Genomic DNA, 25,448 nt, shown 5'->3' with positions numbered 1-25,448 from the left:
TCTTCCCGCAGGCATGAGGATACGATGGCACAACGCGGCGTCTTGAGCACGGAAGCCGATCCTGGGCGAGGCGCGCGTCTTCATTCGATCAAGCAGCTACGTCGTCTGATTTGGATTTATCTTTTTCTCCTGATCTTTGAAGGGTCTTTTAGAAAATGGGTCCCGGGCCTTTCTGCTCCTTTCCTTCTGATTCGCGATCCTTTTGCCCTCGCCATCTGGATCCGGGGCGCGAAGCTGGGATTTGGAGATAAGCGAGCATGGACGGCATTTTATCTCTTTGCGTTTTCCATTACAGTGCTCGGCTTGCTTCAGATCATGGGCGCAGGTCTGGGTCCTTTAGTCTTCTTATACGGGTGGAGATCGTACGTCCTACACATTCCTGTGGCCATCGTCGTCGCGGATCTTTTCGACTTCAATGATCTCTACACGGTGGCGAAGCGGTGTCTCATTATGTCGATCCCGATGACCCTGCTAATGATTGCTGAGTATCAAGCGCCTCCGGGCTCCTTTATCAACCGGGGCAGTTCCGGGGAGGGAGGCCAAATTACTGGGGCTCTGGGACATATTCGGCCGGCAGGTACGTTTAGTTTTATTACTGGACCTGCGCAGTTTTATCCGATTGCCGCGGCGTTTGTTCTTTGGGGATACTTCCAGAAAGACCTGTTCCCCAAGTGGCTTCTTATGGCAGCGGCGGTGAGTATCGTTCTTGCTGCGCCCGTTAGTGTAAGTCGTAGTGTGCTCATTAGCGTGGTGCTAGTCGTGCTTAATGGAGTTATTGGGGAGATCGTGGCGGGAAGGTCATCGCGCTTCTTGAATATTCATCGGTTAGCCATTTCGCTTCTGGTAGGAGCGGGAGGAATATTTGGCTTGATGCAGGTTCCCGTCTTTCAGGACTCCGTGACGACCTTCTCTACGAGATGGGTAGCCGCTCAGGGAGGCACAGGCGATAACTCAAAGTTACAAGAGAGAGTTGTTGGAGGTTTTGGCAATATCGCGAGACCTTTCCAGGATCTTTCCATGCTCGGAAAAGGGATCGGCAGGGGCAGCACGGTGGTCGCTTCTCTGGAGGACGAAGACGCGCTTGGTTTCGGAGAGGATCCTCAAGAGCGAGAGATCAACGAGCTCGGATCCATCGCGGGTCCTCTCTTTATCATTGGCCGAGCTGGCATTGCGTTGATGCTCATTTGGTTATCGTTCAGGTCATTGCGGGCGGGACCGTCTTTAGCGTGGTTGTTGTTACCCATGGGAGTGATTGACGCCTACTCTATGACCATCGATCAGGCAACGATTCAAGGTTTTACCATTATCAGCGTCGGTATCGTCTTCGCGGCTAGCCGCCGACCAAATCGAGAGTTAGCAGCGCATGCCTAAAGTCTCAGGGAATGCTTCTCCTTCAAGACCAAAATCCGGCTATCTTCCTACCTTGGACGGATGGCGGGCGATCGCAATCATCGCGGTCATTCTGAATCATGATGTACCGCATTACTGGGGCTTTTTAAACACCGAATGGGTTTATGCCTACGGACAACCGGGTGTCGATGTCTTTTTTGCCATCAGCGGCGTTCTTATCTGTTCTCGCCTTTTAGCTGAAGAGAAAAAGTCCGGACGTATCTCGCTTAGCAGCTTCTATATTCGCCGTGCTTTCAGAATTCTGCCGCCGGCGTTCTTGTATCTTCTTGTGATTGCGCTCCTGGGCGCGTTGGGTAAGATCTTTGTCTATCGTGGCGAGTTGTTGGCGTCCTTGTTCTTTTACCGCAACTATACTTCGCTCTTGGGTCATGTCTCCGGCGCCCACCAGCCGTGGTTTACAGGACATTTCTGGTCACTGTCGGTAGAAGAACATTTCTATCTCCTTCTTCCTGCGGTCCTGGTTTTTTGGAAGGGAAGAACGAGAATCGCCATCCTGTCCGGACTTGCACTGGCAGTGATGGCCAATCGAGCTTACCAGCTCGGTCATCGGCCATGGGATTGGATCAGCTTCCATACCGATGTGCGGCTTGATGCGCTCTTGATACCAGCCGTCTTTGCGATACTTTTGCAGAACGAAAAGTATAAAGGTTGGATCGCGAAATTCACTCGACTCTGGCCGGTGCTGGCGGTTCTTGTCTGTTTCATCATCAACGGAGATCAGACGACCAAATTTTGGTATATGACTTCTCTAGTCTTTCTTTTTCCGTGTCTTGTGATCGGAAGCATGCTGCATCCGGCAACAATCTTCGGCCGCATACTTGAAAGCGCGCCGCTGCGCTATATCGGTAAGCTTTCATATAGTCTCTACCTTTGGCAGATGCTTTTCTATACGGGTCGCATGTATCAAGAAAAGCCACTCGGTGCTCTTGAGAGATGGCCTCTAAATCTTATTTGTACTGTGGCCTGTGCACTCGCCAGCTATTACCTCATCGAGCGCCCGGCGATCCGCCTTGGTCATCGCTTCACCCACGCGCCTGAAGTCAAAGGGTGACAGGAACGCGTCAGGCCAATCCCGCTGTTTCAACGCGGTACCGTTCAGACCGAAAGCGGCGGTCCAACCAGCAAAAGGTCGTACTTTGCAAAAAGCGCAGCATCCTGTTTCGGCATTGCATTGGTTTTCGTAACTTCGCGGAAAAATTCCTCCATCTTACCCGCAGGGGTGTACGAGATCAGCATCTTGCCGCCTTTATCTCCGTCAAAGGCCCATGCGTGAGGAATTTGACGTGGAGCGAGGATTGATTCACCTTGCCTGAGAACGATTCGATCTTTGCCTACTTCAAAAAGAAACTTGCCTTCGATAACATAAAACCACTCATCCTGGTTCGGATGGATATGGCGCGGCGGTCCGCCTTTTTTTCGAGTGGTATGTTCGATGATGAAAAGTTCGCCATTGGTATCCCGCGTGAGAACTTTGAACGCAATGTTGGTGATACCAAGACTGTGTGTCTCGTTCAAGCGGTCTTGACCTAAGTCTACTGGGTGGAGGACCGATGAAGGGGTGTCTGCGGAAGCCTGACCCAAGGCTGTGGCAGAGATAGCTCCAGCTGCAAGTGACAAAAAACTACGACGCTGCATCATGTTTAAAGGACACGGTGAAAGCATTTTCATTCCATAGAAAATGGGACCACTGAAAAAGCGCTTTAACCTTAGTGATAAGAACGCTTCCATCGCGTCGTGGCTTTCCGGTTCGGGAGATGCCAAGTCTGCTCAGCGATAGTTTGCGTAGCAGTACTGGAGTAGTGCCTTTCTTCCTTCGAGTTTGTCCTGTAGGCGAGTCTGATTTTTGATGAGTAACTTGCCAAAGACTTTTAGCATGGCGTATTCGATGGACAGGCGAAGTAAGATGAGCCATTTGGCGACGAGTGGCACGCCGATGCGATCGAATTTTCGCAAGAGATACCAGCGGGTTTTATAGAAGCGCAGCAGGCGGTGTCTGGTTTCCTGAGGAGTTCCGCCGCCTTCGTGAAAGATCCGAGCGTCCTGTGCGATCGTTATGCTCCAGGGAGAGCGGTTCATGCGCATGCTGAAATCATGATCGAGGTCCAGCCAGTCGAAGTTTTCGTCAAAGCCGCCGATCCCGTCGAAGGCCGCTTTTCGTACAGCCATGGCGCAGGTGAAGACGGAGATGTTTCCAGAGTGGTCCGCGAGAGATGATTCGAACTTTGCGTAGAGTGCCTGGCCGAGGAGAAGACTCCAAAGGTTAGGTTCGGTTGTGTAGGATTCGCTGGGACCACCGCCCGTTCCTATCGTTCGCAGCGCAACGAGACCGAGTTTAGGATTCGACTCGAATAACCTGGCTACTTCCAGGCAGAAGGGCGTTGTCGGATATGCGTCGGAGTCGAAGAGAATGACGATCTCTTCTTCGACGGAAGAGAAGGCAACATTCAGAGCCTTGGTGAGACCGAGGTTCTTCTTGCCTCGAATCAATGTAACGCCCTCGGGAAAAGTGCCCGTGAAGGCAATGGGCGAGCAGTCGTCATAGATGTACAGCTTGTCGAAGTGGTTTGCGTCCTGTTCGAAGCAGGCGTTTACACAACGCGTCGTGAGGTCCCACGTGTTGTAGTTCGTCGCCAGGATAGCCAAGGATGGCTTCAAAATTCCCCCTTCGAATTGCAGGCATGGAGAGATGCAGGGTATCTAGTTGTTGATAAGACTTGCGAGAAGGCTCGCATTCGCACTGGAACTTCTTGACTGGTAGCGCTGATAGACCATGGAAGACATCTCTGCGAGGTCTGGAAGTGCTGGTAATGCACCTGTGGCGTTTACCTTGATGTAGTCGAGATTCTTTTCGAATTCGCTCGAACTTAAGTTGGGATCGTTCTGTGAGGAAACAAACGGGATCGTGCCATGGGCGCAGGTGGCGCCAAAGACCGAGGACTTGGATAAGAGTGCATCAGGGTAATAAAGAAACGAACCCTGGGACTGCTGCATCCGTAAACTCACTTCTTCGTCGGAGAGGCGACCGCAGGAGGTGATCGGAATTCCCAGGGATTGGGATACGGAAGAAAGGTCGAAGGGTTCACCGATATCGATGATTGTGTGGGCATCGATCAGTTTGCATATCCTGTCCAACGCAGCCAGACCTTCGACGTATGTCAACTTGCGATGGGAAGCTCTTCCGAAGACCACGACCTGTCTCTTTCTTGCTGACCAAGGCGCTAAAAATGACGGCTCGCCAACAGAGGAGAAGATGGGCAGCAGTGGCCCGGTTCGGATGCCCCAGCGTTCCAGCAACTTCCGGTGGTAGGCGGCGTTCGTCAAGGTAACGTGACTCTCTCGCGCAATCTGGAGAATCAACCGCTTCTGCAGATGAGAAAGCCAAAAGGTGCTGCTCCAGGGTGTGCCTCGACCAGCGTTGAGTTCGTGAAACATCGTAAGCAGCTTGAATGGTGTCTCACGTTGAAGCTCCTTGACGCCGCTGATGAGCCAGAAGGGAATGCCGCGCTTTTCGTAACCGTAGGGAGCGAACTGCAGAAGTACAGCAGCAGGTTCAGAGGGAGCGAGAAAGCTTGCAAGCTCTGCTTTTAGATTGGTTTTGCTGCGCGCGGAAAGCGATCGTACGGGGAATCCTTCGATTTCCTCCGGGCCCTTCCAGGATGGATCGCCGATCAGGAAATTAGTGTGCAGGTCATGATCGCTTCGTAAACACTCGGCTAGCCGAAGAGCATTTTCACCGATTCCATCATGGGCGGGACGTAGCCTGGGCACGATCTGAAGCAATCTCAAAAGTGCTTCTCCATTGTGTGCAAAAGCGTTTGCTTCTCCGAAACAGTCACGATCCATAGTGAAGTAGGCGTGATCACAGAGGCGATTATACAATAGCGCTCAGAGGCATCCTGGGAGACTCAACGTTGAAGATTCTGTTCTGTTCCCACGTTTTTCATCCGAGTATCGGAGGAATAGAAACGGTCTCCATGCTTCTCGCTACGGAGTTTGCGAAGGCGGGAGCAGAGGTCACAGTGGTGACCGAAACAGGCGGTGGGCATGACTATCCTTTTGCTGTAGTGCGGCAACCAAGCGTCTCCAAGTTACTTGAGTTGGGGCGGCAGTCTGATGTGATCTTTCAAAACAATATTTCGCTGAAGACACTGCTCCCTCTCTTTCTATTGTTCAAGCCTATCTTCGTCACTCACCATACCTGGCTGACGCGCTCAGGTGGGAAAACGGGCTGGCAGGATTTACTGAAGCGTACCGTGCTGCGCTTTTGTTACAACGTGACACCGAGCCGAGCTTTGGCAGAGCATCTTCCTGTTCACGCGGAGGTCATAGGCAATCCATTTGAGATGGAGAGCTTCCTGCTGCTACGGGAGATGCCGAAAGATAGAGACATCGTCTTCATGGGGCGTCTGGTTTCGGACAAAGGCTGTGATCTTGCCATCGAAGCTTTGGCACAGTTGAAACAGATGGGACTGGAGCCTTCCTTCACGGTGATTGGCAATGGGCCGGATCGCGAGAAGCTTGAAGCTTTGGCTTTGAAGCTTAGCGTCGCGCAACAGGTTACCTTCGCTGGATATCTTGCAACGCAGCGTGCTGTCGAGGTCGCCAGGCATAAGGTGCTTGTTGTTCCTTCCCGTTGGGCAGAGCCTTTTGGATTGGTGGCGCTCGAAGGGATTGCCGCAGGCTGTGCCATTGTGGCTACCTCGGATGGCGGGTTAGGTGAAGCTGTAGGGGACTGTGGGATTCTGGTGCCCAATGGCGACTCGAACCTCCTCGCTTTGGCATTGCAGAGCGTTCTTTACGACACGGAGGAGCGTGAGGCGATGGTCGCAAGAGGACCTGCTCATTTGAGAATTCATCGACCGGAGTATGTTGCTGAGCGATACCTGGAGATGTTCCGTACGGTAACCGATGTGGGCCTCCATAAAAGCGCTCTGCCCGGACGGTCGGCGTGTTAGAAGTGGTTATACTCGGGAAGGCGATTGCGGCCTGTCCGCAACCTGCGGCTTCGCCGCCCGCTGTATGAGCGATACGGAGGACGTTTGCGACCCGCAGTCATTATCCTGACCTTCAATTCGGCGGAGACAATCGCTACGACTCTTCGTAGTGTTCGAAGCCTGACAGACGAGATTATCCTCGTTGATTCCGGAAGTACGGACGAGACAATCCAGTTGGCAACAGAACTCGGAGCGTTCGTCGTGAGTCATCCGTTTGAGAACTATGGTGCACAGCGGAACTGGGCAATCGACAACCTCGAAATTACCAAGACTTGGCAGTTGCATCTGGATGCCGATGAAGATGTGTCTGAGGATCTGGCTCGTGAAATCGAGGCCATTCCTGAAAGTACTGCCATGGATGGATTTCTCGTCGCCCGTTATTTGAAGTTCATGGGCCGAGTCCTTCGACACAATCTCGCTCCCACTTATCACATGAGATTATTTCGCTCAGGAAAGGGGCGCTGCGAGGCGCGGATGTACGATCAGCACTTTATCTGCTCTGGCCCGATTGGAACGTTGAAGCATTCGATGGTCGATGACATCAGGATGCCCCTTACTGAATGGACTCGACGGCATAACCAGTGGGCGGATGCGGAAGTCAAAGAGTTGCGAATGAAGCGTGCCAACGCGGAGATACAGGGTCGATGGTTTGGCAATAAGATCCAGGTAAAGCGGCGCTTGCGGCAGTGTTATGAGAATCTCCCGCTGTTCGTTCGTCCAGGGATTCTTTTCATTTATCGCTACATTTTGACCGGTGGATTTCTTGATGGCCATGAGGGGCTTATCTTCTGTGTGTTGCAGACCTTCTGGTTTCGCTTTCTCATTGACGCTAAATTGTTTGAAGCAGATAGGCAAAGCGCCACAAAGTAGCTGTACTTTTGCAAAGATGACGTGATTTACTGCAAGTCTTACCTATTCTCCTGTTGTAGATATAAAACTTTGCGAATAGATATTCACAACTTTCAATTCGTAAAGATTTCAAGAGCGGTTCTTTCCTTCGTTCAATATCTGACACTTTTCCTTGGCTTGAGTTATGGATGTGCGAAACGTTCTGAATCGGCGTTTCGACGTAGTCTAAGGGGGGCTTGGTTCTTATGGCGAATGAAGAAGAACGGCATCTCCAGGAGCGCACTACGGGCCGACGCGTCTTTGCACTGGATGCGCTGCGCGGACTCGCCTCTTGTGTTGTAGTGGCATTTCACGCTCGTTACCTCGCATACTTTTACGATCCGCACTGGTGGCAGGTCCCTTTCTTCGCCGGGCACCAGGCTGTGGTTCTGTTCTTTGTCTTAAGCGGCTATGTCCTTTCGCTGTCGTACTGGCGGGGACGCAGCCTGCCGTACGGCCGCTATTTTGTGCGCCGGCTCTTTCGTATCTGGGTGCCGTTCGCGGCGGCATTGTTTGTTGCGCTGCCGTTCGCTATCAAGCTGAATGGATCAAAGATTCCCTTATCTCGCTGGTTTTACCAGACCTGGCACACACCGGTGACGGGGAAATTGGTGCTGCAGGGTTTGCTGATGAGCAATCGTCCGGACATCAATACAGCGTTCTGGTCGCTGCGCTATGAAGTCTTGATGTCGATCGTGTTCCCTCCGCTCTGTTGGGCATTTTTACGTATAGGACCGGTCGCTTCGGGCTTCTTCGGCCTGGCTCTGTTGGCAGCGGGTGCGGTACTTCATTCGGCGACGTTGACCTGGGCGGCATGCTTTGTTTTGGGCGCTGCGCTGGCGGGTGGTTATCCCTCTTGGAAATCTCGCCTGACGCGCCTGCCTTCGTGGGCCTGGGGATCAATTGCCGTACTTTCCCTCGCGGCTTACTTTTATGGAAACGACATTGTGATCGCGTTCGGGGCTTGTGGACTCTTGCTGGTGGCACAGACCGAGTCTGTGGAACGTCTACTGGATTGGCCGCTGCCTGAATACCTGGGTCGAATCTCCTACAGCCTCTACCTTGTACACGGGACGGTGTTGTTTGCTGTGGTGATTCTTCTTTACGGCAGAATGCCGCTGAATTTCTTGCTCGCTCTCGGCGTAGTTCTCTCTTTTCCAGTAGCCCATCTTTTCTGTGTGCTGGTCGAAGAGCCCTCTACGGCACTCGGTCGATACCTGACACGCGAAAAAAAATCTGTCGCTGCGATTCAGCGAGAGTCGCACACAGAATCACGGTAACCGCAGCTCGTCAATGAGGCTTCACTTTCAAGAGAGAAGCAGAAGTAGCCTGCGGATGCCGCCTAAGGTGAATGCTCGGCGTCCGTGGTGCTTCGAGAAGTAAATCTGAGCAGCTTCTTTTTTTCTGCCCAGCTTGATGGCCTGCATCATGGCTCTGGGAGCCAGGTTCTTCATTTTCAAATCCCGAAGCTTCTCAGCACCTTCCGGCAGATTCATTTGCCGCAGAACGCGATAGGACGACAAGGCCGTGTCCGATGAATCGGAGGCAGAGATGGATCCACTGGCGGTTTCACGGTATTTGGCGGTGTATGTATCCAGAAAAAAGAATCCGTCATTTTGCAGACCCATCCGTAGGCCGAAGTCAAAATCGCCTCCATCTCCGACCTCGGAAACCGCCCTCCATCGAACAGCCCGAGCCACGTCGCTTTTTACCATGTAGCAGTCGTTTGGAAATTGTTGAAGGATACCCACTTCCCAGGAACGTGGCTGCAATCCAGCCCTTTCCGATGTTCGATGATATGCGGTATTCAGGCCATGGGATCGCGACACGTCGATCGTCCCATCATGCGAGGCGACATATTGCTTCCCGTAGGCCGCGGTCAGGTTAGGGTATTCCATCCAGCAATTAAGCAAATCTCCGATGGCGTTTGGTAGTAACCAATCATCGTCGTGCAGAAGAATAAGATGCGTGGTGGTGGCACGGTCGAAAAGAGAGTTCGTATTCTCATTCTGACCGAGCGGAGGTGAGTTGCGTCGATATTGGATGGGCACCGGCGTAGTCTCTTGCAGCTTTGCCACGGTCTCTTCTGTGACGCTATCTTCGGAATCATCCGCGATAAGGATCGCGTCGGGGAGCCTTGTTTGAGCGAGGCAGGACAAGATGGCCTCTGTCAACAAGTCAGAGCGGTGCCGGGTCGGAATGCAGACGCTTACGGTGTTACCGGACATCAGTTTCTCCTGCCGATGAATATGAGCTCCAGCTAACCGGATTCTCTCATGTTCCATCTCTCGGATCACGAACGCCGTTGCCTGTATGCCTTGTGCCGAGGGTATCCAGAGCTGTTTTTCACATCTACAAATCCCCAAAGGGTCAAAGGTTTTCCTTATTCCAAGGAACATCGAAGTTCTATTCGAAGCAGCATCACGAGAAAAGTGCCAATTCGTGTACTTACTCTTTTGGCCACTGAACTGCATTGCTCATGTCGTCCCCTAAACTGAGGTTTTTTCATGCGCAAGCCGCTTGCTATCTTTTTCTGCTGTGCTCTTCGGTCGCCGTGCGGCCCGCCCTTGCTTCTGCCGCCACCTCAACAAAACTTCCGACCACATAAATCCAAGGAAAATCTTCCCTAAGCTCTGACATCCAGAAATCAGGGCCAGGCGTTTCGAGAGTAGTCGAAAGTTTTCCTTTCCGTCTCGAATCGGGACACGCCTGAACGCTTGAACCTCTCCGGCCGATTAACGCAGTGAACGCTTGTCTGTGCACCGGAGAGATATGTTGTCTGACTTGAATTACGAAGATCGACGTTCGACAACTCCATTTGTGCGGATGTTTGTTCTGACTCTGTGCGCTTTGTCCTTTTGGGGATGCGGTAGTGGTACGCGTGCAGTTCCGGCATCTACAGCCAATACAGGAAGTAGTTCTTCCACGACTGCCCCCGCCCCATTGCTTTCCGTCGAGGCATCTTCCACTACGGTCCCGGTGGGCGGAGTGATCACACTCTCGGCCAGCCTGGGCGGAAAGACGGGAGCTTCTGTGGAATGGAGTGCGGGTGGTGTGTCTGGAGGAACCTCTTCGGCGGGATTTATCGCACCGGACGGCACCTATACGGCTCCTCTCATGCCTACCCCGGATGTCATGATCACCGCTGCGCTGACCAGCAATACAAGCGTTAAATCATCTGTGGCCATCAACGTGATCGCTCCGGAGACGCACCCCGGGATGATGAGTTTCTCTTTCTCTCTTCCCGAAAGTGCGCGAACAAGCGCGGGTGTTTACGGCTCGGACGGAAAGCTGATCAAGTCCCTGTGGAGTAATGTCACCTACTCCGCAGGAAGCCATATCGAATTTTGGAACGGAACCAACGATCTGGGTGACACGATTCCTGCAGGCTCCTACACCATCAAACTTCTCCGCAATAATGTTCGCTATGAATGGGGCCTAGTCGGCAATACGTCCAGTGCACCGACTGCATTGCAGAGCTGGGATATGCAAAGCGATTTCCCTGTAGACATGGCCCTGGTCGGCGGTGTCGCGTATACCGCGAACGGGTATTCGGAAGGACGTCCCAATACCTCTTCTTTTGGACTGAGCGATCCGCAGAGCCCGAGCAACGTGATGACGATTGGACAGGACATTCAATTTGCCTATGCTACTGCGGATGACGTTCGCGTCTATTTTGCGAATGTCGGAAATGGGTGGGGAGGCAGCCTTGCATTCGTCATGGCCTATGACACTGCAACGAAGCGTCAGTATCAGTTTCCAGCGGGAAGAAGTCCCGCCAGAAGTGGTCCCCCGCTTTCGGGAGTGCTGGATTTTGACAGCAGCGGGTTAAGTGGAAGCGCGCGGGTACATCTGCCCACTGGCATTGCAGTACAGCGCAATGGCAATCTTCTGGCCGTAGCGCATGGGAGCTATTTCAAGGATGGAGCTGCCGTGAAGTCGGCAAGTGAGGACAGAATTCTCCTCTTCGATAAACAAACGGGCGCCTCATTGGGTGCTGTTCCGATGGCTGATCCGCAGCGGATGGCTTTTTCTCAGGATGGAAGCCTGTGGGTCATTTCCAGCGGGAAAGTCGTGCAGATTGCAGGCGTTGGTCAATCGAATGTCATTGTGCAGTCGATTGGAAATCTCTCGAATCCTTTAGCGATTGCAGTAGGTCCGACAGGAGCTATCGCTGTTGTAGATGGTGGTGCGAGCCAACAGGTGAAGCTTTTCAACGCGCAGGGAGTGTTGTTGTCCACCTATGGCCAAGCCGGTGGATATGCCGACTGCGATCCTTCGGTGCGCGCCGATCGGCTTTATCTTGATAACACCGTAGGCACTGGAGCAGGAAATAATCAGGCGCCGGCAACATGGGTTGCTTTTCAACCGGATGGATCTTTCTGGATTGGTGATCTTGGAAACGACCGTGCGCTACTCATCTCGTCCGATGGAACTTATTTGAACCAGATCGCGTTTACGCGGTTTCTCTATCAAGTTGCGGCGGACCATGGGGATCCGACGAGGGTCTTCGCCGATTGGCTGGAGTACAAGGTGGATTATCCCAGCAGTTTAGGCACAAGCCCTGATACCTCCGCCGACTCCTTCAATTGGAGCCTGACGAAGAACTGGTCCGTCTGCAGTGTGCCGAATCTCAGGCCATTTACCAGGGTGATGACGATGTCCAACGGAAGAACGTATGGTCAGGTCGGAACCTTGACGAGTGTATCCAATCCCGAACTTGTGGAGCTACCGAAGACGGGCCCGCTTCGCCATACCGGACAGTTTCTTTCAAGCGCAAACTTTCAAGAGATATTAGACAACGAGGGCAGACTTAGTTATTGGATCTTTTCGAAGGCAGGGGTCAATAACGTACTGACGGCCTATCGAAGAGATTTGCTCGGCTTTGACTTACAGAATACTCCGCAATGGGGAAGTCCCTATGTCCTGGCATCCGCCTCCATCTTGCAACCAGCCAGCCTTACCTCGATCAATGATCCTTTTGGTTATGGTGGTTGGGGAATGTATATGTTTCCGGAAGCCACTACCTCCGGTAATTTCGTTACGTACAACACGGCGACCGTAGACCTTACCGGGCAAGATTTTCACCTGGGTGGGGTGAAGACAGGAGCTTCGGACTGGACGTGGAAGACAAGCCGCGGAGCCGCGATTCAGGTGCCCGATGGAAAGGGTTCTTTTCCGGATGGCCCAGCGTACGGAGGACACGATGGGATTGCCGCACTGGTAGAAGGGAACAACATTCTCCAGGGTTATGACGGCCAATATGGCCCATTTTCAAGCCAGTGGATGCACTGGTGGGAAGATGGACTGATGATCGGTCAATTCGGTCACCCTGCGAATGTCTTTGACGAGGATGGTGGATTCTTTGCCGGGTCCGCAGGCAATATCGGATCGATGACCTCGGTTTACGTCGGAACAGATTTGTATCTCTATAACAGCGACGAGAGTCTCCATCCGGGCATCCACCGCTGGCGGATCAGCGGCTTGGATACGATCCATGAGCTTTCCGGCACAGCGGCTCTCGGCAGCAATGTCATCCTGAAAACTTTATTTTGAGGGCGTGGCCTGGTGCAATGTGACGGAAGATCCAATTGTTGTCGATGCGGTCAACTCGAAGATGGAAGATAGGTTTGCAATGTGCCATCTCTGAACGGGGGTGAATCCACTCTCTGCCGTCATGTACATATAGACGTCTCCGCCGTAAGGAACAAAGCGCGTCTGCGCGATATTGCCGGCATTTCCTGGCGGTAAAGGCGCTGAGAAGGGGGGAGGGGGAATACGCGGCCTGGCGACTTCCGGCACCCCAAACTGGCCGATCATCAGGCCGTCCTCCCAGTAGTGGAAGTTTTGGTTTCCCCAGGTCGCGTACTGGCCGTCGTAGCTGGCAAAGATGTTATTTCCAACAGCCTGGGCCGCAATCCCTGCGTGTCCGCCGTATCCGGAGGAACTCGGAAAGCTTCCCACGCCATCCGGGAGTGTTAGAACTTTCTCCCTGTGCGTCTTCCAGAGGAAGAAAGTATGTCCGGCCATCGCTCCCGCGAGGTGAGGGAAACCTGCCTTCGCCATGGGCGACGTTTGATAGAGGGGATAGACGCCCGAGGTTGTATTTTGATTCGGAGGCATTTGACCCCAACCTCCACTGGTATTCGGTGCCGTTGCGGTCACATATGGAATGGCCGTAACCGTCGTGAACGGTGTTCGCAAGGGGTTGAAGCTGCTGTCAAAACCGATGAGACTCGATTTCGCGATAGTGAGGATCCTGTCCGAGGGGGAACCGGTGATCGTCTCTTTCGTAAGACTTCCGTCTGGCTGTAAAGGGGTTCGATCGCCCTCTCTGGCAGAAAATAAGGTTTTGATGAACCGGAGGGGCACTGTACCCGATGCTGGCAGCTCTACTTCGTAGAGCGTCTTCTCAGGCGTCATAAGATGGCCGTAGTAATGCCCATTGCGCAACAACTCTACGTTCTGAAGTCCAAACTTCGGAAGGGGGCCGTAACTCGCCGCGGGTGAACCATGCGCACCTTCAGCACCGACGGACCAGTTCCGTACCATCTTCCAGGAGCCGTTTCCCGAAGCCGCGGATGGATCACCGGGAAGCAGGGGCTTGGTATAGTCGATGACGTATTCAATCGTTCCGCGAAATAGGCGTGTCGGAGCGGACTGACCAATGCCTACCGTGTAAGTCTCGGGTTGGAACTGAATCTGATCGATGTAGCTGTTTGAGGACGAGATGTGAAGGATGCGCCCGGCGTTTCCGGCATCGCAGATCCACCACTCACCGGTCGGCGACACGGCAATCCATGCGCCCAGAGGTGTCGGTGTTCCCTTGGTTGCAGTGGCATCCAACAGAAGTTTCGTGTTGGTTATTGTTGGGTTGAAATCAGAGTAACCGCCCGATTGGCCATATGAACGTATCAGTTTATGGCTGATATCGAACTCCTTCGCCTGCTGCGCCGTTCCGCCATCGAGCACGTAGACGTGGTTATTTATTTTGTTCGTCGTGAGGAAGAGGGGATTGGATAGATTCGAAAGAGGCGTCGTGAGGGTGTTGGCTCCGCCGGGATCTTCCACAAGGTAGATCGTTGAGCCGGAGATCACCCAGAGTCCAGCTTTGGTAAATCCCATGGACGTAGGCGAGGTCATTGCCAATGCCGTTCCGTAGGGTTCACCCGTGACCTTGTTGAAGAAGTTGATTGTGCTCGCTGTGGGATAAGCAACGGCAAGGATCGAGCCATCGTTTTGTACTGCCACAGCCTCCGGTGCGTGGACTGTATTGAGTGCGATGGCGCTCATGGGGATTTTGGGCCATGCCAGCGGACCTATAATCGTCTGACCAGAGCTGAAGGTTGCAGGCGCTGCGGTGATCGCGTCGAACTTTGTGATGAAGTTTTGCCCCGTCCACACTTGGGCGTTGGAGAGGTACAGGAACTGTCCATCGTTATCGATACCCATGAACGCCACGTTCTGAGAGGTGTAAAGATTATTCGCGGGCCTTGGAGAGTTGGGAGATGCGGGATTGATATAAATCAGGTTTGCCGTGCCTTCGGAGTAGCCAGCCGCCGCCCAGATACCGTGGTTCGCAAAAGTCATTCGTAGCGAAAGAGGTGAGTAGGCCAACTGGTCCCAGATGCTCGTGCTCGTCGTCCAGGCGTTCTCTGTGTTGCCGATCACGCCATCCCAAGTGTACGTGACGTTGTTCACCAGGACCTTCACCGTATAGCTTGTGCTGGCAGGAGCCACAACGCCATCATCATCTTTTCCATCCCAGCTCTGCGTATATGTACCAGCGGGCTGCGAACTGTTCGACCAAATCGTTCGTATCAACGCGCCCGTGGAATCGAAGACTCCTGCGCTGGTTCTTGAACTGGACGAGAGTGTATACGTAAAGCTCGTGATGTTTTGAGCCACCGAAGATGAAGCGACCAAGAGGGCGAGAAGCGCAGAAAGAAAGATTCTTTTCATCTTTCAACCTTCGGCAAAGCTTTCACCCTTTCGTCGACGCGCTCACGCTTCCAGAGAACAACGCGAGCTGCGATGTCCACTGTGCGAAGCCAGGAACTTTGCGCAGGTCTCGAAACGCTCCTGCAGTGAAAACAGGCTTACAACGCGGAGTATAGCAGCTCTCTCTATTGCTTATGTCTCCGCAGGGGGCTGCGTGCGCAACGGTATGACGGCTGATCCTGTCGCACAAGGCGGTATGATTAAGTTCTCAAGCAAGCTTGGAGAGAATTGTGCTGATCGAAGAATATGTAGCCATGGAAAAAGAGTATGGCGCGAATAACTATCGCCCACTCGATGTCGTCATTGAACGCGCGTCCGGGGTCTGGTTTTACGATACGGAGGGCAAGCGCTATCTTGACTGTCTCGCTGCATACTCGGCGGTCAATCAGGGCCATTGCCATCCCAAGATTATGGCTGCTCTGATCGAACAGGCTCAGTATGTCACCCTGACTTCGCGAGCCTTTCGTAATGTTCAGTTGCCTCTTTTTTACAAAGAGCTGCATGACCTGACCGGCTTCGAGATGGCCCTTCCTATGAACTCCGGAACGGAAGCGGTAGAGACCGCTCTTAAAGCCGCGCGGAAGTGGGGATATCAGATCAAGGGTATACCGGAGAACCAGGCGGAGATCATCGTCTGTTCCAACAACTTCCATGGACGCACGATCTCTATCGTCAGCTTCTCAACGGAAGAGCAGTATCGCCACGACTTCGGTCCCTTCCTGCCCGGTTTCAAGATCATTCCTTTTGGCGACGCTGAAGCTCTGCGCGCCGCCATTACTCCAAACACCTGCGCTTTTCTTGTGGAGCCAATTCAAGGAGAAGCCGGAATCATTATTCCTCCCGCGGGATATTTGAATGAGGTCGCTTCGATCTGCAGAGAGAAGAATGTTCTCCTGATGGTCGATGAGATCCAGTCAGGACTTGGAAGGACGGGAAAGCTCTTCGCTTACATGCACGATGGCATCACACCGGATCTGGTCATTTTAGGGAAGGCATTGTCGGGAGGATATTATCCAGTCTCTGCCGTTCTGTCCTCTAAGGAGATCCTCGGTCTCTTTCACCCTGGAGATCATGGCAGCACCTTCGGAGGCAATCCTCTCGCGTGTGCGGTAGCGCGCGCCGCATTGTGCGTTCTGGTGGAAGAGAATCTCACAGAGCGGTCTGCTGAACTTGGCGCATTCTTCTTGGAAAAGCTTTCCTCCATTAAGAGCCCGCTGGTCGAATCGATTCGAGGACGCGGTCTGTGGATCGCCATCGAACTGACGGCCTCGGCGCGTCCTCTCTGCGAGGCACTTAAGGAGAGAGGCATTTTGTGCAAGGAAACACACGACAAGGTGATTCGTCTTGCTCCTCCTTTGACCATTACTCAGGAAGAGATCGCCTGGGCTGCGGAGATTATCCGAGAGGTGATCGAGGAATCATCGCAAGCTCTCTAGCGGAAGCCAGGTGTGTTGCTCGCATCGTCAGAGCCGAGCAACACACCCGTGGTCGAGAGCTAGAGAGCCGGGTGTATGTTCCAGTGTGTGATGGGAACGACCTGGACCTGAATGTTGCTTGGTGGACTGGTCAGTCCCTGGCATGTGGCGGTGAGATTCGTGTTGCCCACTGCAACTGCGCTTACCAGACCAATATTGGAGACTGTGGCGATGTCGGGTGAGCTGCTCAGCCATGTCACTGTAGTGCACACCTTGGTCGTTGTATCCGAATAGATCGCAGTGGCTACAAGAGGAAGGTCCGTCCCAAGTTCCATCATCGTCGTTGCTGGCGTAATCGTGATGGAAGTCACTGTGGGGGCTGCGCTGCTTACGATGAGAGCGGCTGGTGAACTCGTGATGCCGCCGCAGACTGCGGAGACGGTGATCGTTCCAGCACTGATCGCTGCGACTAAGCCAGAGCTGGAGACGGAAGCGAGAAGTGGGGCGGTGGAGTTCCACGTAGGTGTGCTGCAGACGGCAGTCGATCCGTCGCTATAGGTAGCCGTCGCGGTCAACTGGGCAACCGCTCCGATATTCAGAGTTACCGAACTCGGTGTGAGGCGGACGGCAGTGATCGTCGCCTTTGCCGGGCTGACCGTTACCGCTACGGGTGGGCTGGCGACGCTATCGCAGACTGCCGTTACGACAGCAGTTCCTTTCGCGATTGCGGTAACCAAGCCGGAGGTGGATATAGAGGCCATGAGCGGCGTGCTTGAGTTCCACGACGTCGCTGTGCAGGTGGCCGTGGTGGAGTCGCTAAAAGTTTCCGTGGCCATGAGCGCGGAGGTATCACCGACCGTTAGTGCCAGAGAGCCTGGCGTGACCATGACCGAGGCGACGGTTGGCTTTGTTGCGCTGACCGTCACCGCAACGGGCGCGCTGGCTATGTTATTGCAGGTCACCGACACAACGGTTGTCCCCTTTGCAATTGCGGTGATGAGACCAGAACCGGAAACGGAGGCTTTGGAGGGGATGCTCGAACTCCAGGTCGTCGTGCATGCGGATGTGGTGGCATCACTATACGTTGCCGTGGCCACGAGTTGGGAAGTATCGCCAACCGTCAGGGTGAGGGCAGACGGTGTGATCGAGACCGAGGTGATGATTGGTTTGGGCGGGCTGACCGTGATGACGGCGGGCGCGCTACTTACGTTGCTGCAGACCGCCGTGACGGAAGCCGTTCCTTTGGCGATTGCAGTGACAGCGCCTCCACCGGAGACAGATGCTATGAGGGGCTGGATGGACGTCCAAGTGGTATGAGAGCATGACGACGTCGAGGCATCGCTGTAGGTTGCTGTGGCCACCAGTTGTGAGACATCGCCGATTGTCAGTGCAAGAGAGCCCGGCGTGATGTTAACCGAGGTGATGGTTGGTGTGGGCGGACTGACCGTGACGATGGCGGGCGCACTGCTTACGTTCTCGCAGGCTGCAGTGATGGAGGCCGTTCCCTTAGCGATTGCAGTGACCGTACCACCACTAGATACGGATGAGATAAGGGGCTGAGCGGAGGTCCAGGTGCCGTGGGAGCATGCCGCTACGGAAGTGTCACTGTAGGTGGCTGTGGCCACCAGTTGGGATGTGCCACTGACGGTCAATGCGAGAGCGCCTGGCGTGATGTTGACCGAGGTGATGGTTGGCTTTGGCAGGCTGACCGTGATGATGGCGGGTGAACTGCTTATATTGCCGCAGACCGCGATGATGGAAGCTGTTCCCTTGGCAATCGCGGAGACAGCACCGCCACTTGACACAGACGCGATGAGAGGTTGTGCCGAGGTCCAACTGGGTGAGCACGATGCAGTCGAGGCATCGCTATAAGTTGCTGTAGCTAGGAGTTGGGATGTGCCGCCGACTGTCAGTGCGAGAGCGCCCGGTGCGATGTTGACGGAAGTAATGGTTGGTTTCGGAGGGCTGACCGTCACGATGGCGGGTACGCTCCCTATGTTGCCGCAGACCGCGGTGATGGAAGCCGTTCCCTTGGCGATTGCAGTAAGGGCACCTGAGCCGGAAACCGATGCAATGAGTGGTTGTAGAGAAGTCCAGGCGCTGGGTGAGCAAGCCGCCATGGAAGCATCGCTGTAGGTTGCCGTGGCCGTGAGCTGCGATGTACCGCCCACCGTTAGCACAAGAGCACTGGGCGTGAGGGTGACTAAAGTAATCGTTGGTTTGGGCGGGCTAACCGTAATGATGGCAGGTGCACTGCTCACATTGCTGCAGATTGCGGTGACGGAAGCTGTTCCTTTAGCGATTGCCGCGACAGTGCCCCCACCGGATACAAAGGCGATGAGCGGCTTAGCGGAGGTCCAGGAGCTGGGCGCGCAGGATGCTACAGAGGCGTCACTGTAGGTGGCTGTGGTCGTGAGCTGTGAGGTGCCGCCGACGGTCAGTGCGAGAGAGCCGGGAGTGATGGAGACGGAAGTAATGGTTGGTGCGGGCGGATTGACCGTTATAGTCGCTGGCACACTGCTTACATCGCTGCAGACTGCGGTGACAAAGGCCGTTCCCTTGGAGATCGCAGTGACAGCTCCACCACCGGATACAGAGGCGATGAGCGGCTTGGAGGAGGTCCAGGAACTGGGTGAGCACGATGCCGTCGAGGAGTCACTGTACGTCGCTGTTGCGGACATGCCGGATGTACCACCGACGGTCAGTGTCAGGGCGCCAGGTTTGAGGTGGACCGAAGTGATTGTTGGTTTGGGCGGACTCACCGTGACGATCGCGGGCGTACTCCCTACGTTGCCGCAGACTGCCGTGATGGAGGCCGTTCCTTTGGCGATCGCAACGACAGTACCGCCACCGGAGACAGAGGCGATCAGTGGTTGGATAGAAGTCCAGGAGCTAACTGCGCATGAAGCCACGGAGCTGTCGCTATAGGTTGCCATAGCCACCAGTTGGGATGTGCCGCCGACTGTCAGCGCGACGGTGCCTGGGACGATGTTGACGGACGTAATCGTGCGCTGGGCCGCGTTGACGGTTAGTGTTGCGGGGGAGCTTACGATACTGCCACAAGCTGCCGTCACAGACGCCGTTCCCGGTCCCATTGCGGTGATTACACCCGCATTGGAGACGGAGGCTATTCGAGGTTGGGAGGAAGTCCACGAGCTGGCCGAGCAAGCCGCCGAAGAGCCATCATTATAGAGTGCGCGAGCGGTGAGTTGAGCGTTTCCGCCTGCGGTCAGGGTGAGTGAGCTGGGAGCGAGCACCACAGAGGTGATTGTGGCTGTCGGTGCAGCGGGAGCAGTGGCTCCATCAAAAGCATAGGGAATCTGGATTGTGAAATTATTGAGAGAGGCTGAAATCAGTCCTTTCACCGGTGCAAAATCGTTCATGGTGAATGCACTGTTGCCGTAGAACGTAAGGTTCGAATTGGAGAAAGCTACCAGGGGCGAAACATCAACAGTGGAGCCATCTGAAAAAGTGCCTAGAACTCGCAAAGGAATGGGCGTGTAGAAAGCCCCCATCCTGCTGGGCAGGCATGCTCCTGGATAATCGAAAGCAGCTGGCCCGTAGTTGCAGGTTCCAGTCTGGCTTAGGAAACTTGTTGTATCTGGCCGCACGGCGATAGAAGTAAGCGAAGGCTGGTTGCCGGTATCGACGGCGCCGATCGTGGTAAGTGTTGTACGTGGAATCAACGCCCCTGTATCCACGATGTACTGAAAGCGGACTGGCAAGAGAGATGCTGAAGGATCCGTGATGGGTGTTCCTTTACCCGTTGCTCCTGCGCCAGCAACGGGAGCGTAGGTCACTGGATTGTAGGGTTGGTGATTCTGCTTATCCGTTTCCAGAAAGTTCCCGGTTCCAGCAGGTGTAATGCCTGAGTTGTGTCCATTGATAGGCAAAGCACCTGGATATTGCAGGTTGTCATTCCAGTTTTGCCATCCCAAGACGGAGGTCAGGTTTGTCGCGGGCTTTCCGTTGATTGGAAGCGTGTTATCGACAGTGCCCTTGTTGAAAAGGTTCGTCTGCCACTTGCCGACGATCGACGCGTTTCGCGTGAGAGAGAAGATGGAGACACTACCCGTCTTCGGGAGATAGAAGATGTTGTTTGCGGCGAAGACCGTCGGCTTCAGGGGCTGCTGGTCAGGATCGCTCCCGTTATTCGCACCTGAAAGCGTGCCAAAGACAGCATAGGGGGGACTATCTACGGTGTTCTGATAGAAATAAGTGGTTCCCAGATGGTCGCCCATCTCCGTCTGGTTCGACCACACGTAACCTTCGGCACCGCCAGAGTCAGATAGCTTGAAATTTGCGAGAAACTGGTTAGCTCGGCTGGAGTAGATGTTGCCATACATGTAAATCTTTTCGAGGCTTTCCGAAAAAGCAGCAACTTGATCGGCAGTGATGGTGTTTTCGTAATCGCAGTAGGTCGCGTTACTGCAGGTTGTTTCTCCCGTTCCACCAAGCCACGGCTCGAACGCATTGTAAGGTTGGGCATCGGTTGCAGATTCCATGCCGACAAGGTAGCCTCCCTCACTTGTTACAGCATAGTTGTAACGATGGATGGATTCGAGACCGCGATCTTTGATCAGATCTCCGCCTGAGTTTAGAACCAGACTTTCAATGCGATTTGCTTCAATCACGGGATAGTACGCCTGGGTGTAAATTCCGTGACTGCCAGCGTTATTGATTCCCGGTCCACCGGAGATTCCAGCGTCTCGAATTCGGTTTCCGCGAATGGTGGTGAAGAGTGTTACCTGGCTGAATCCCCCAGCAGAGTTGTTCTGGATAAAAATGCCGTTTCCGTCGTTCTGAATATCATTGCCAATCAGTGTGACAAATTGCCCATTTTTTACGCGGATGCCAGAGCAGAAATCGTTGAAGGCCTGGGTGCCTGTGGTTCCTGCCGGTGTAAAGGAATAAGTGTTTCTTCCATTGATAATGCGAATTCCGGAAACGATCGTGTAATCCGGCCCATTCGAGCCTGCGGTATAGGTAGCGTGATATCCATTCGGTCCCCATACATTAATGATCGCGTACTCCTGGCTTCCCGTGTTGCCGACTGCGGAAGTAGAGTTGGCGCCGTCCATGACGGGGAGTTGACCCGTTCCATCGGGCACACCGCAGAACATGAGCGGCTGTGAGGCTGTCCCTTGTCCAGCGATGCGAGCGGTCTCGTGGTAGGTAGTAGGAGAGCGGCCGGTTGTATCTTCGTTGTGAATGCGTACGATCGAGCCAGGACTCCATGTCGTAAACGGAACAGCATTGATGGTTTTATAAGGTTGTGACGGTCCTACGTCATATGTCTTTCCTGTAAAGGCCGGGTCAGTAGCGCACGGAACCGCCATCGTAAGGTTCGCTGTGACGAGGCCGTAGGATGGCTGCGGCCCTGCGACGTAGACATAGGCCGTCGATGTTTTCGTGGGATCTGCGGCGCTGGTATAGGTGAGAGCATAGCGTCCCACAGCGGTGGCAGAAAAGACAGTATCCCGCTTGTTGTTGTCCAGAATCTTACCGGCGTTTTTTGGATTCGACGTGATCGTCCAGGTGCCAGCTTCGTTCGTGTTGCCGATTACAAAACTCTGTAGCTCCACGGGCTGTCCGATGTATGCCTGCTGGTATCCAGGGGAGATCTTGACGGTTGTCGTAGGTGCACAGACCTTGAACAGAAAGCTGGCTACCTGGGAAGGATCATCGACGGACTGCGCCTGGACTGTCACCGTTGCGGGAGAATTCACGCTGTAGGCGCCGAGCGTTCCGCTCACGGTGCAAGAGCCAGCGGTGGGACCGATCGTTACGTTCGTCACGCCGATTGCATTCGAACCCCTGTCCAGAACGGCCGTTGCGCCGCCTGTGCTGGAGCTGACAGACCAGTTCACAAGATTGACCGTGCCACCCGTGAGCTTGACGCTAATTTGTCGCTGAGATCCTGGCAGGACCTGATAGTTGTAGTTGGATCCATTGGCGCCCGTGCCCGTGGGCAGGTTTGCTTTCAACACTACTTGAGCGGAGGCGACCTTGTTGCCAAAAGAGCAGTAGATCAGCATCAAAGCAGAAAACACTAAAATGCTTACAGCGACTAAACCTCTGCGAACATCCATATCTTTTCCCGTTTTCTTTGATTGTACCGAAAGGAAAACACGATCCGGTGCAGTGCGCTGACGTTCTCTTTTTTCTAACATAATAGGCTGAGGTCGATTCTGTATCCGATAGAGAGATACTTGTCCCCGATATGAAACGTGGGTACGATCTCAATGTTCGAGGACGGAGCCCAAAATGTACCTCCCACTTCGGTGCAAGCGCCTTCACCCGGACGGGGCGCTCTTGCAGATAAGCAAAGTCAACGCGCGATACTTACTTTCGAGTGGCAAGTTCAGAGTTGCGTAAATACCTTGATTTAGCCTCCTGTTAGCCCCCGAACCCGAAGAAGGCCATACACCACAAGCAGGAGGCATAATGCTGTGGCAGTCGACCAGCGGAGCAGAGAGAGCAAGGACAGTTTTGTTGGCATGAAGGTTCTGTGGGGGTCCATCTGGATCGTCGCGGTCAGCATTCCCGTCAGCAGGAAGAGCCACATGGACATGGCTCTGGAGAGAAACCAGCCAGCGGAAAGAAAACCGATTAGTGCGTAAACCAGAAGTCGTGTCGTCTGGCGTAGATCCGCTTCCGAAAGGCCAGGTCCAGCAAGAAAGTGAGCGGAGCCAGCGGGGAGCTCCGTGGTCGCCAACGGAGACTCCGGTCGCTTGTCGATGCCTCCTTCCGAAGATGACGTAGAGGCTTCCAATGTAGAAGTAGCCTTGGTACGAGCGAAGACATGCCCCAGGGTGGCACCCTCGCGAAGAGTCGAAAGCAGAAACATCACCCAGAAGATAAAGCCCGGTATGCCGATTTCAGCGGCGCAGACGACGATCGTATTGTGGGCCGTGAGCCCATCATTGAAGTCAGCAAACTGCATAAATCCAACCCCTACGAAGGGGTGAGATTTGATAAATTCAATGCCCATAGACCATGCGGCCATACGATCGCTTCCGGCTTCCATGGAGACGTCGCGACCACCGGACCATCCCAGTGCCAGAGAGGATGCGAAGATGCATCCCGCAAGGAGAAGGGCGGGTACATTGCCAAACTTTCTCCTGCTCGCAACGGCGATCATCACCATGATGGCGACTGCGGCGCCGCGGGAATGCGTAAGGTATAACCCCACGGTCAGAACGGAGAGCGGTATCCCCACGAGAAAGAGATTGGCGACGAAATTTTTCGTCTTGAACAAGAACATGCAGGGGATCAAAGCCACCATGACCTGTCCAAAGTCATTTGGATCGTTCACCACGCCAAGGCCACGCAGCCTCCGAAGCGTCGAAGCTCCATAGAGAAATGGGCTAGGATCGACGCCATTGCGGAGATCGTAAGCGCCATGTGCGATGAAGTATGCGCAGCCCAGCACCATGGTGATCGCCACGATCTGCAGATGTCGTTTGGTCTTGATGTTGAGGGCGGCCATCAGAAAGGTGAATGGCAGTGGCAGGAAACTGTAAAGCGCCTCCAATCCACCACCGATCCATCCACTGGCGGCGATGGAGAGGACAACGGAAACTCCAAGAAAGACAAGGGCCCAGACCTTGGGAGAGAACAGCAGCCCGGAGTTCAACAGGTCGGGAATCGACAGGAAGAACGCGAGCGCGGCGATGATGATTTCGATGTGATACGGGGCCAGAGGTCCAAAGACAACTGGAGGACTCATGAAGGCCGTGAAGATAAAAAGGAGGGTCAGGAAAAAGCGCATAGGGCGTCGGTGGTAAAAGTCTCCCTCATCAAGCGCTGAAACCCGTGTAATTCATTATAGAGCGTGCTTGATTGCGCGCGGTCAGAGGGGCAAATCCAGGACGGCTGAGGACTTCCCGGGGATTCTATTAGGCGGCAATGCAGCGATGTGAGTATCCTCAGAGGTCTGATAAATCTGCAGGCAGGAGCCCCTTTTAGACCATGCTTTCTTATCTTCAGAGTGTCTCTGTCGTGCTGCTCGGTCTTCTTGTAGCCCTGCTTCTCTCATGGTTGCTGAATCGGTTGTGGTCACCCGGCGAGCGCAAGGGGCTGAACGACGTCATGGGCTGGCAGCTCGGCGTTCTCGGCACGACGTATGCGGTCATCCTCGGATTTATGCTCTCGAATGTGTGGACCGCCTTTCGAGCTGCATCCATGGACGTCAATGACGAGGCTGTCGCCGTCTTACAGATTTTTCATGCCGGTGATAGCTTGCCCGATGCGCCGCGCGAGGCAATTCAGGACCTGACCCGCCAGTATGCCGTGGCGATGATCCAGGAGGAATGGCCCGCCATGACCATGCACCGTCAACCGGATGGGGGCGAAGTTATTTTGGAGAAGATGTGGAAGTTCCTGCCCTCCTCGGAGTTTGCTTCCGTGCGGGAAGCTTCGTCCGATCGCATCGGCTCTGCGGTGCAGGAGCTGCAGCACCAGAGGTATCGACGACAAGAGCAGTATGAAAGTCACCTGCCAGCCATACTCTGGGCCGTGCTCATTGCCGGAGCGATCATTGTCCTCCTGTCCTCGTGCCTTCTCGGGAACGACAAGACCGTGGTTCACTACTTCCATGTTCTGACCTTGACTCTGATGATTCTGGTTACGCTGACGGCCATCGCCGACATTGATCGACCATTCGAGGGAGGAGTGTCGGTGCGCGACCAACCGTTCCGCTCCGCCCTCGCGACGATGAACAGTGGGCATTGAAAAG

At 54.2% G+C, this 25,448-nt stretch carries 15 protein-coding genes; 8 read left to right on the top strand and 7 right to left on the bottom strand.

Annotated features, from left to right (window positions below):
* The first annotated feature begins 24 nt into the window (after positions 1–24).
* Both ACIPR4_RS12120 and ACIPR4_RS12115 read left to right on the top strand, forming a co-directional pair.
* Positions 25–1,371 (top strand): hypothetical protein, encoded by a 1,347-nt coding sequence (locus tag ACIPR4_RS12120; RefSeq protein ID WP_013568952.1) that lies wholly within the window; start codon positions 25–27, stop codon positions 1,369–1,371.
* Positions 1,364–2,461, top strand: a complete 1,098-nt coding sequence (locus tag ACIPR4_RS12115; RefSeq protein ID WP_013568951.1) for an acyltransferase family protein — start codon at positions 1,364–1,366, stop codon at positions 2,459–2,461. Before ACIPR4_RS12120 ends, ACIPR4_RS12115 begins: the two co-directional genes overlap by 8 nt.
* Positions 2,462–2,505: 44 nt before the next feature.
* Here ACIPR4_RS12115 and ACIPR4_RS12110 read toward each other — a convergent pair whose 3' ends face one another.
* From ACIPR4_RS12110 to ACIPR4_RS12100, 3 genes are read right to left on the bottom strand one after another with little or no spacing between them, the layout of a single operon-like run.
* Positions 2,506–3,171 (bottom strand): cupin domain-containing protein, encoded by a 666-nt coding sequence (locus ACIPR4_RS12110; RefSeq protein ID WP_144312416.1) that lies wholly within the window; start codon positions 3,169–3,171, stop codon positions 2,506–2,508.
* A gap of 6 nt (positions 3,172–3,177) precedes the next feature.
* Positions 3,178–4,065 (bottom strand): glycosyltransferase family 2 protein, encoded by an 888-nt coding sequence (locus tag ACIPR4_RS12105; RefSeq protein WP_013568949.1) that lies wholly within the window; start codon positions 4,063–4,065, stop codon positions 3,178–3,180.
* A 42-nt stretch (positions 4,066–4,107) separates the two neighbouring features.
* Entirely contained in the window at positions 4,108–5,196 is a 1,089-nt protein-coding gene (locus ACIPR4_RS12100; protein ID WP_013568948.1) for a glycosyltransferase, read from the bottom strand.
* 188 nt (positions 5,197–5,384) lie between these two features.
* Between ACIPR4_RS12100 and ACIPR4_RS12095 the strand changes: the two genes are divergently transcribed.
* The 3 genes from ACIPR4_RS12095 to ACIPR4_RS12085 all read left to right on the top strand — a co-directional run bounded on the left by ACIPR4_RS12095 (position 5,385) and on the right by ACIPR4_RS12085 (position 8,572).
* Positions 5,385–6,365 (top strand): glycosyltransferase family 4 protein, encoded by a 981-nt coding sequence (locus ACIPR4_RS12095; RefSeq protein WP_013568947.1) that lies wholly within the window; start codon positions 5,385–5,387, stop codon positions 6,363–6,365.
* 24 nt (positions 6,366–6,389) lie between these two features.
* Entirely contained in the window at positions 6,390–7,274 is an 885-nt protein-coding gene (locus ACIPR4_RS12090) for a glycosyltransferase family 2 protein (RefSeq protein ID WP_342612193.1), read from the top strand.
* 224 nt (positions 7,275–7,498) lie between these two features.
* The gene (locus ACIPR4_RS12085; RefSeq protein WP_013568945.1) at positions 7,499–8,572 is read left to right on the top strand and encodes an acyltransferase family protein; all 1,074 of its coding nucleotides are present in this window, start codon (positions 7,499–7,501) and stop codon (positions 8,570–8,572) included.
* A gap of 27 nt (positions 8,573–8,599) precedes the next feature.
* Here the strand turns inward: ACIPR4_RS12085 and ACIPR4_RS12080 are convergent, their stop codons facing one another.
* Entirely contained in the window at positions 8,600–9,691 is a 1,092-nt protein-coding gene (locus tag ACIPR4_RS12080) for a glycosyltransferase family 2 protein (RefSeq protein ID WP_222829225.1), read from the bottom strand.
* Positions 9,692–10,280: 589 nt separating this feature from the next.
* On the opposite strand from ACIPR4_RS12080, the gene ACIPR4_RS12075 reads away from it, so the two are divergent.
* The gene (locus ACIPR4_RS12075) at positions 10,281–12,848 is read left to right on the top strand and encodes a hypothetical protein (RefSeq protein ID WP_144312415.1); all 2,568 of its coding nucleotides are present in this window, start codon (positions 10,281–10,283) and stop codon (positions 12,846–12,848) included.
* Here ACIPR4_RS12075 and ACIPR4_RS12070 read toward each other — a convergent pair.
* Positions 12,840–15,254, bottom strand: coding sequence for a FlgD immunoglobulin-like domain containing protein (locus ACIPR4_RS12070; protein WP_013568942.1), 2,415 nt, complete (start codon positions 15,252–15,254; stop codon positions 12,840–12,842). The genes ACIPR4_RS12075 and ACIPR4_RS12070 overlap by 9 nt on opposite strands.
* Positions 15,255–15,523: 269 nt before the next feature.
* Here ACIPR4_RS12070 and rocD point away from each other — a divergent pair, with 269 nt between their 5' ends.
* Positions 15,524–16,729 (top strand): ornithine--oxo-acid transaminase, encoded by a 1,206-nt coding sequence (gene rocD / locus ACIPR4_RS12065; protein ID WP_013568941.1) that lies wholly within the window; start codon positions 15,524–15,526, stop codon positions 16,727–16,729.
* A 59-nt stretch (positions 16,730–16,788) separates the two neighbouring features.
* On the opposite strand, the gene ACIPR4_RS21665 is transcribed toward rocD, so the two are convergent.
* Together ACIPR4_RS21665 and ACIPR4_RS12050 are read right to left on the bottom strand one after the other, a co-directional pair.
* Entirely contained in the window at positions 16,789–22,800 is a 6,012-nt protein-coding gene (locus ACIPR4_RS21665) for an Ig-like domain-containing protein (protein ID WP_013568940.1), read from the bottom strand.
* 296 nt (positions 22,801–23,096) lie between these two features.
* Positions 23,097–24,482, bottom strand: a complete 1,386-nt coding sequence (locus ACIPR4_RS12050; protein ID WP_013568939.1) for an O-antigen ligase family protein — start codon at positions 24,480–24,482, stop codon at positions 23,097–23,099.
* A gap of 200 nt (positions 24,483–24,682) precedes the next feature.
* On the opposite strand from ACIPR4_RS12050, the gene ACIPR4_RS12045 reads away from it, so the two are divergent.
* Positions 24,683–25,444, top strand: a complete 762-nt coding sequence (locus ACIPR4_RS12045) for a bestrophin-like domain (RefSeq protein ID WP_013568938.1) — start codon at positions 24,683–24,685, stop codon at positions 25,442–25,444.
* The last annotated feature ends 4 nt before the right edge of the window (positions 25,445–25,448 follow it).

It is taken from the genome of Terriglobus saanensis SP1PR4 (genome assembly GCF_000179915.2).
In the GTDB taxonomy this organism is placed as follows: Bacteria; Acidobacteriota; Terriglobia; order Terriglobales; family Acidobacteriaceae; genus Terriglobus; species Terriglobus saanensis.
The sequence above is the reverse complement of the archived record's forward strand: the minus strand, read 5'-3'. Positions and strand labels throughout refer to the sequence as shown.

Coding starts and splice junctions, on each gene's coding strand:
- ACIPR4_RS12120 (WP_013568952.1), top strand. CDS start 25: ATGGCACAACGCGGCGTCTTGAGCACGGAAGCCGATCCTGGGCGAGGC.
- ACIPR4_RS12115 (WP_013568951.1), top strand. CDS start 1,364: ATGCCTAAAGTCTCAGGGAATGCTTCTCCTTCAAGACCAAAATCCGGC.
- ACIPR4_RS12095 (WP_013568947.1), top strand. CDS start 5,385: ATGCTTCTCGCTACGGAGTTTGCGAAGGCGGGAGCAGAGGTCACAGTG.
- ACIPR4_RS12085 (WP_013568945.1), top strand. CDS start 7,499: ATGGCGAATGAAGAAGAACGGCATCTCCAGGAGCGCACTACGGGCCGA.
- ACIPR4_RS12080 (WP_222829225.1), bottom strand. CDS start 9,691: ATGTTCCTTGGAATAAGGAAAACCTTTGACCCTTTGGGGATTTGTAGA.
- ACIPR4_RS12070 (WP_013568942.1), bottom strand. CDS start 15,254: ATGAAAAGAATCTTTCTTTCTGCGCTTCTCGCCCTCTTGGTCGCTTCA.
- ACIPR4_RS21665 (WP_013568940.1), bottom strand. CDS start 22,800: ATGGATGTTCGCAGAGGTTTAGTCGCTGTAAGCATTTTAGTGTTTTCT.
- ACIPR4_RS12050 (WP_013568939.1), bottom strand. CDS start 24,482: ATGCGCTTTTTCCTGACCCTCCTTTTTATCTTCACGGCCTTCATGAGT.
- ACIPR4_RS12045 (WP_013568938.1), top strand. CDS start 24,683: ATGCTTTCTTATCTTCAGAGTGTCTCTGTCGTGCTGCTCGGTCTTCTT.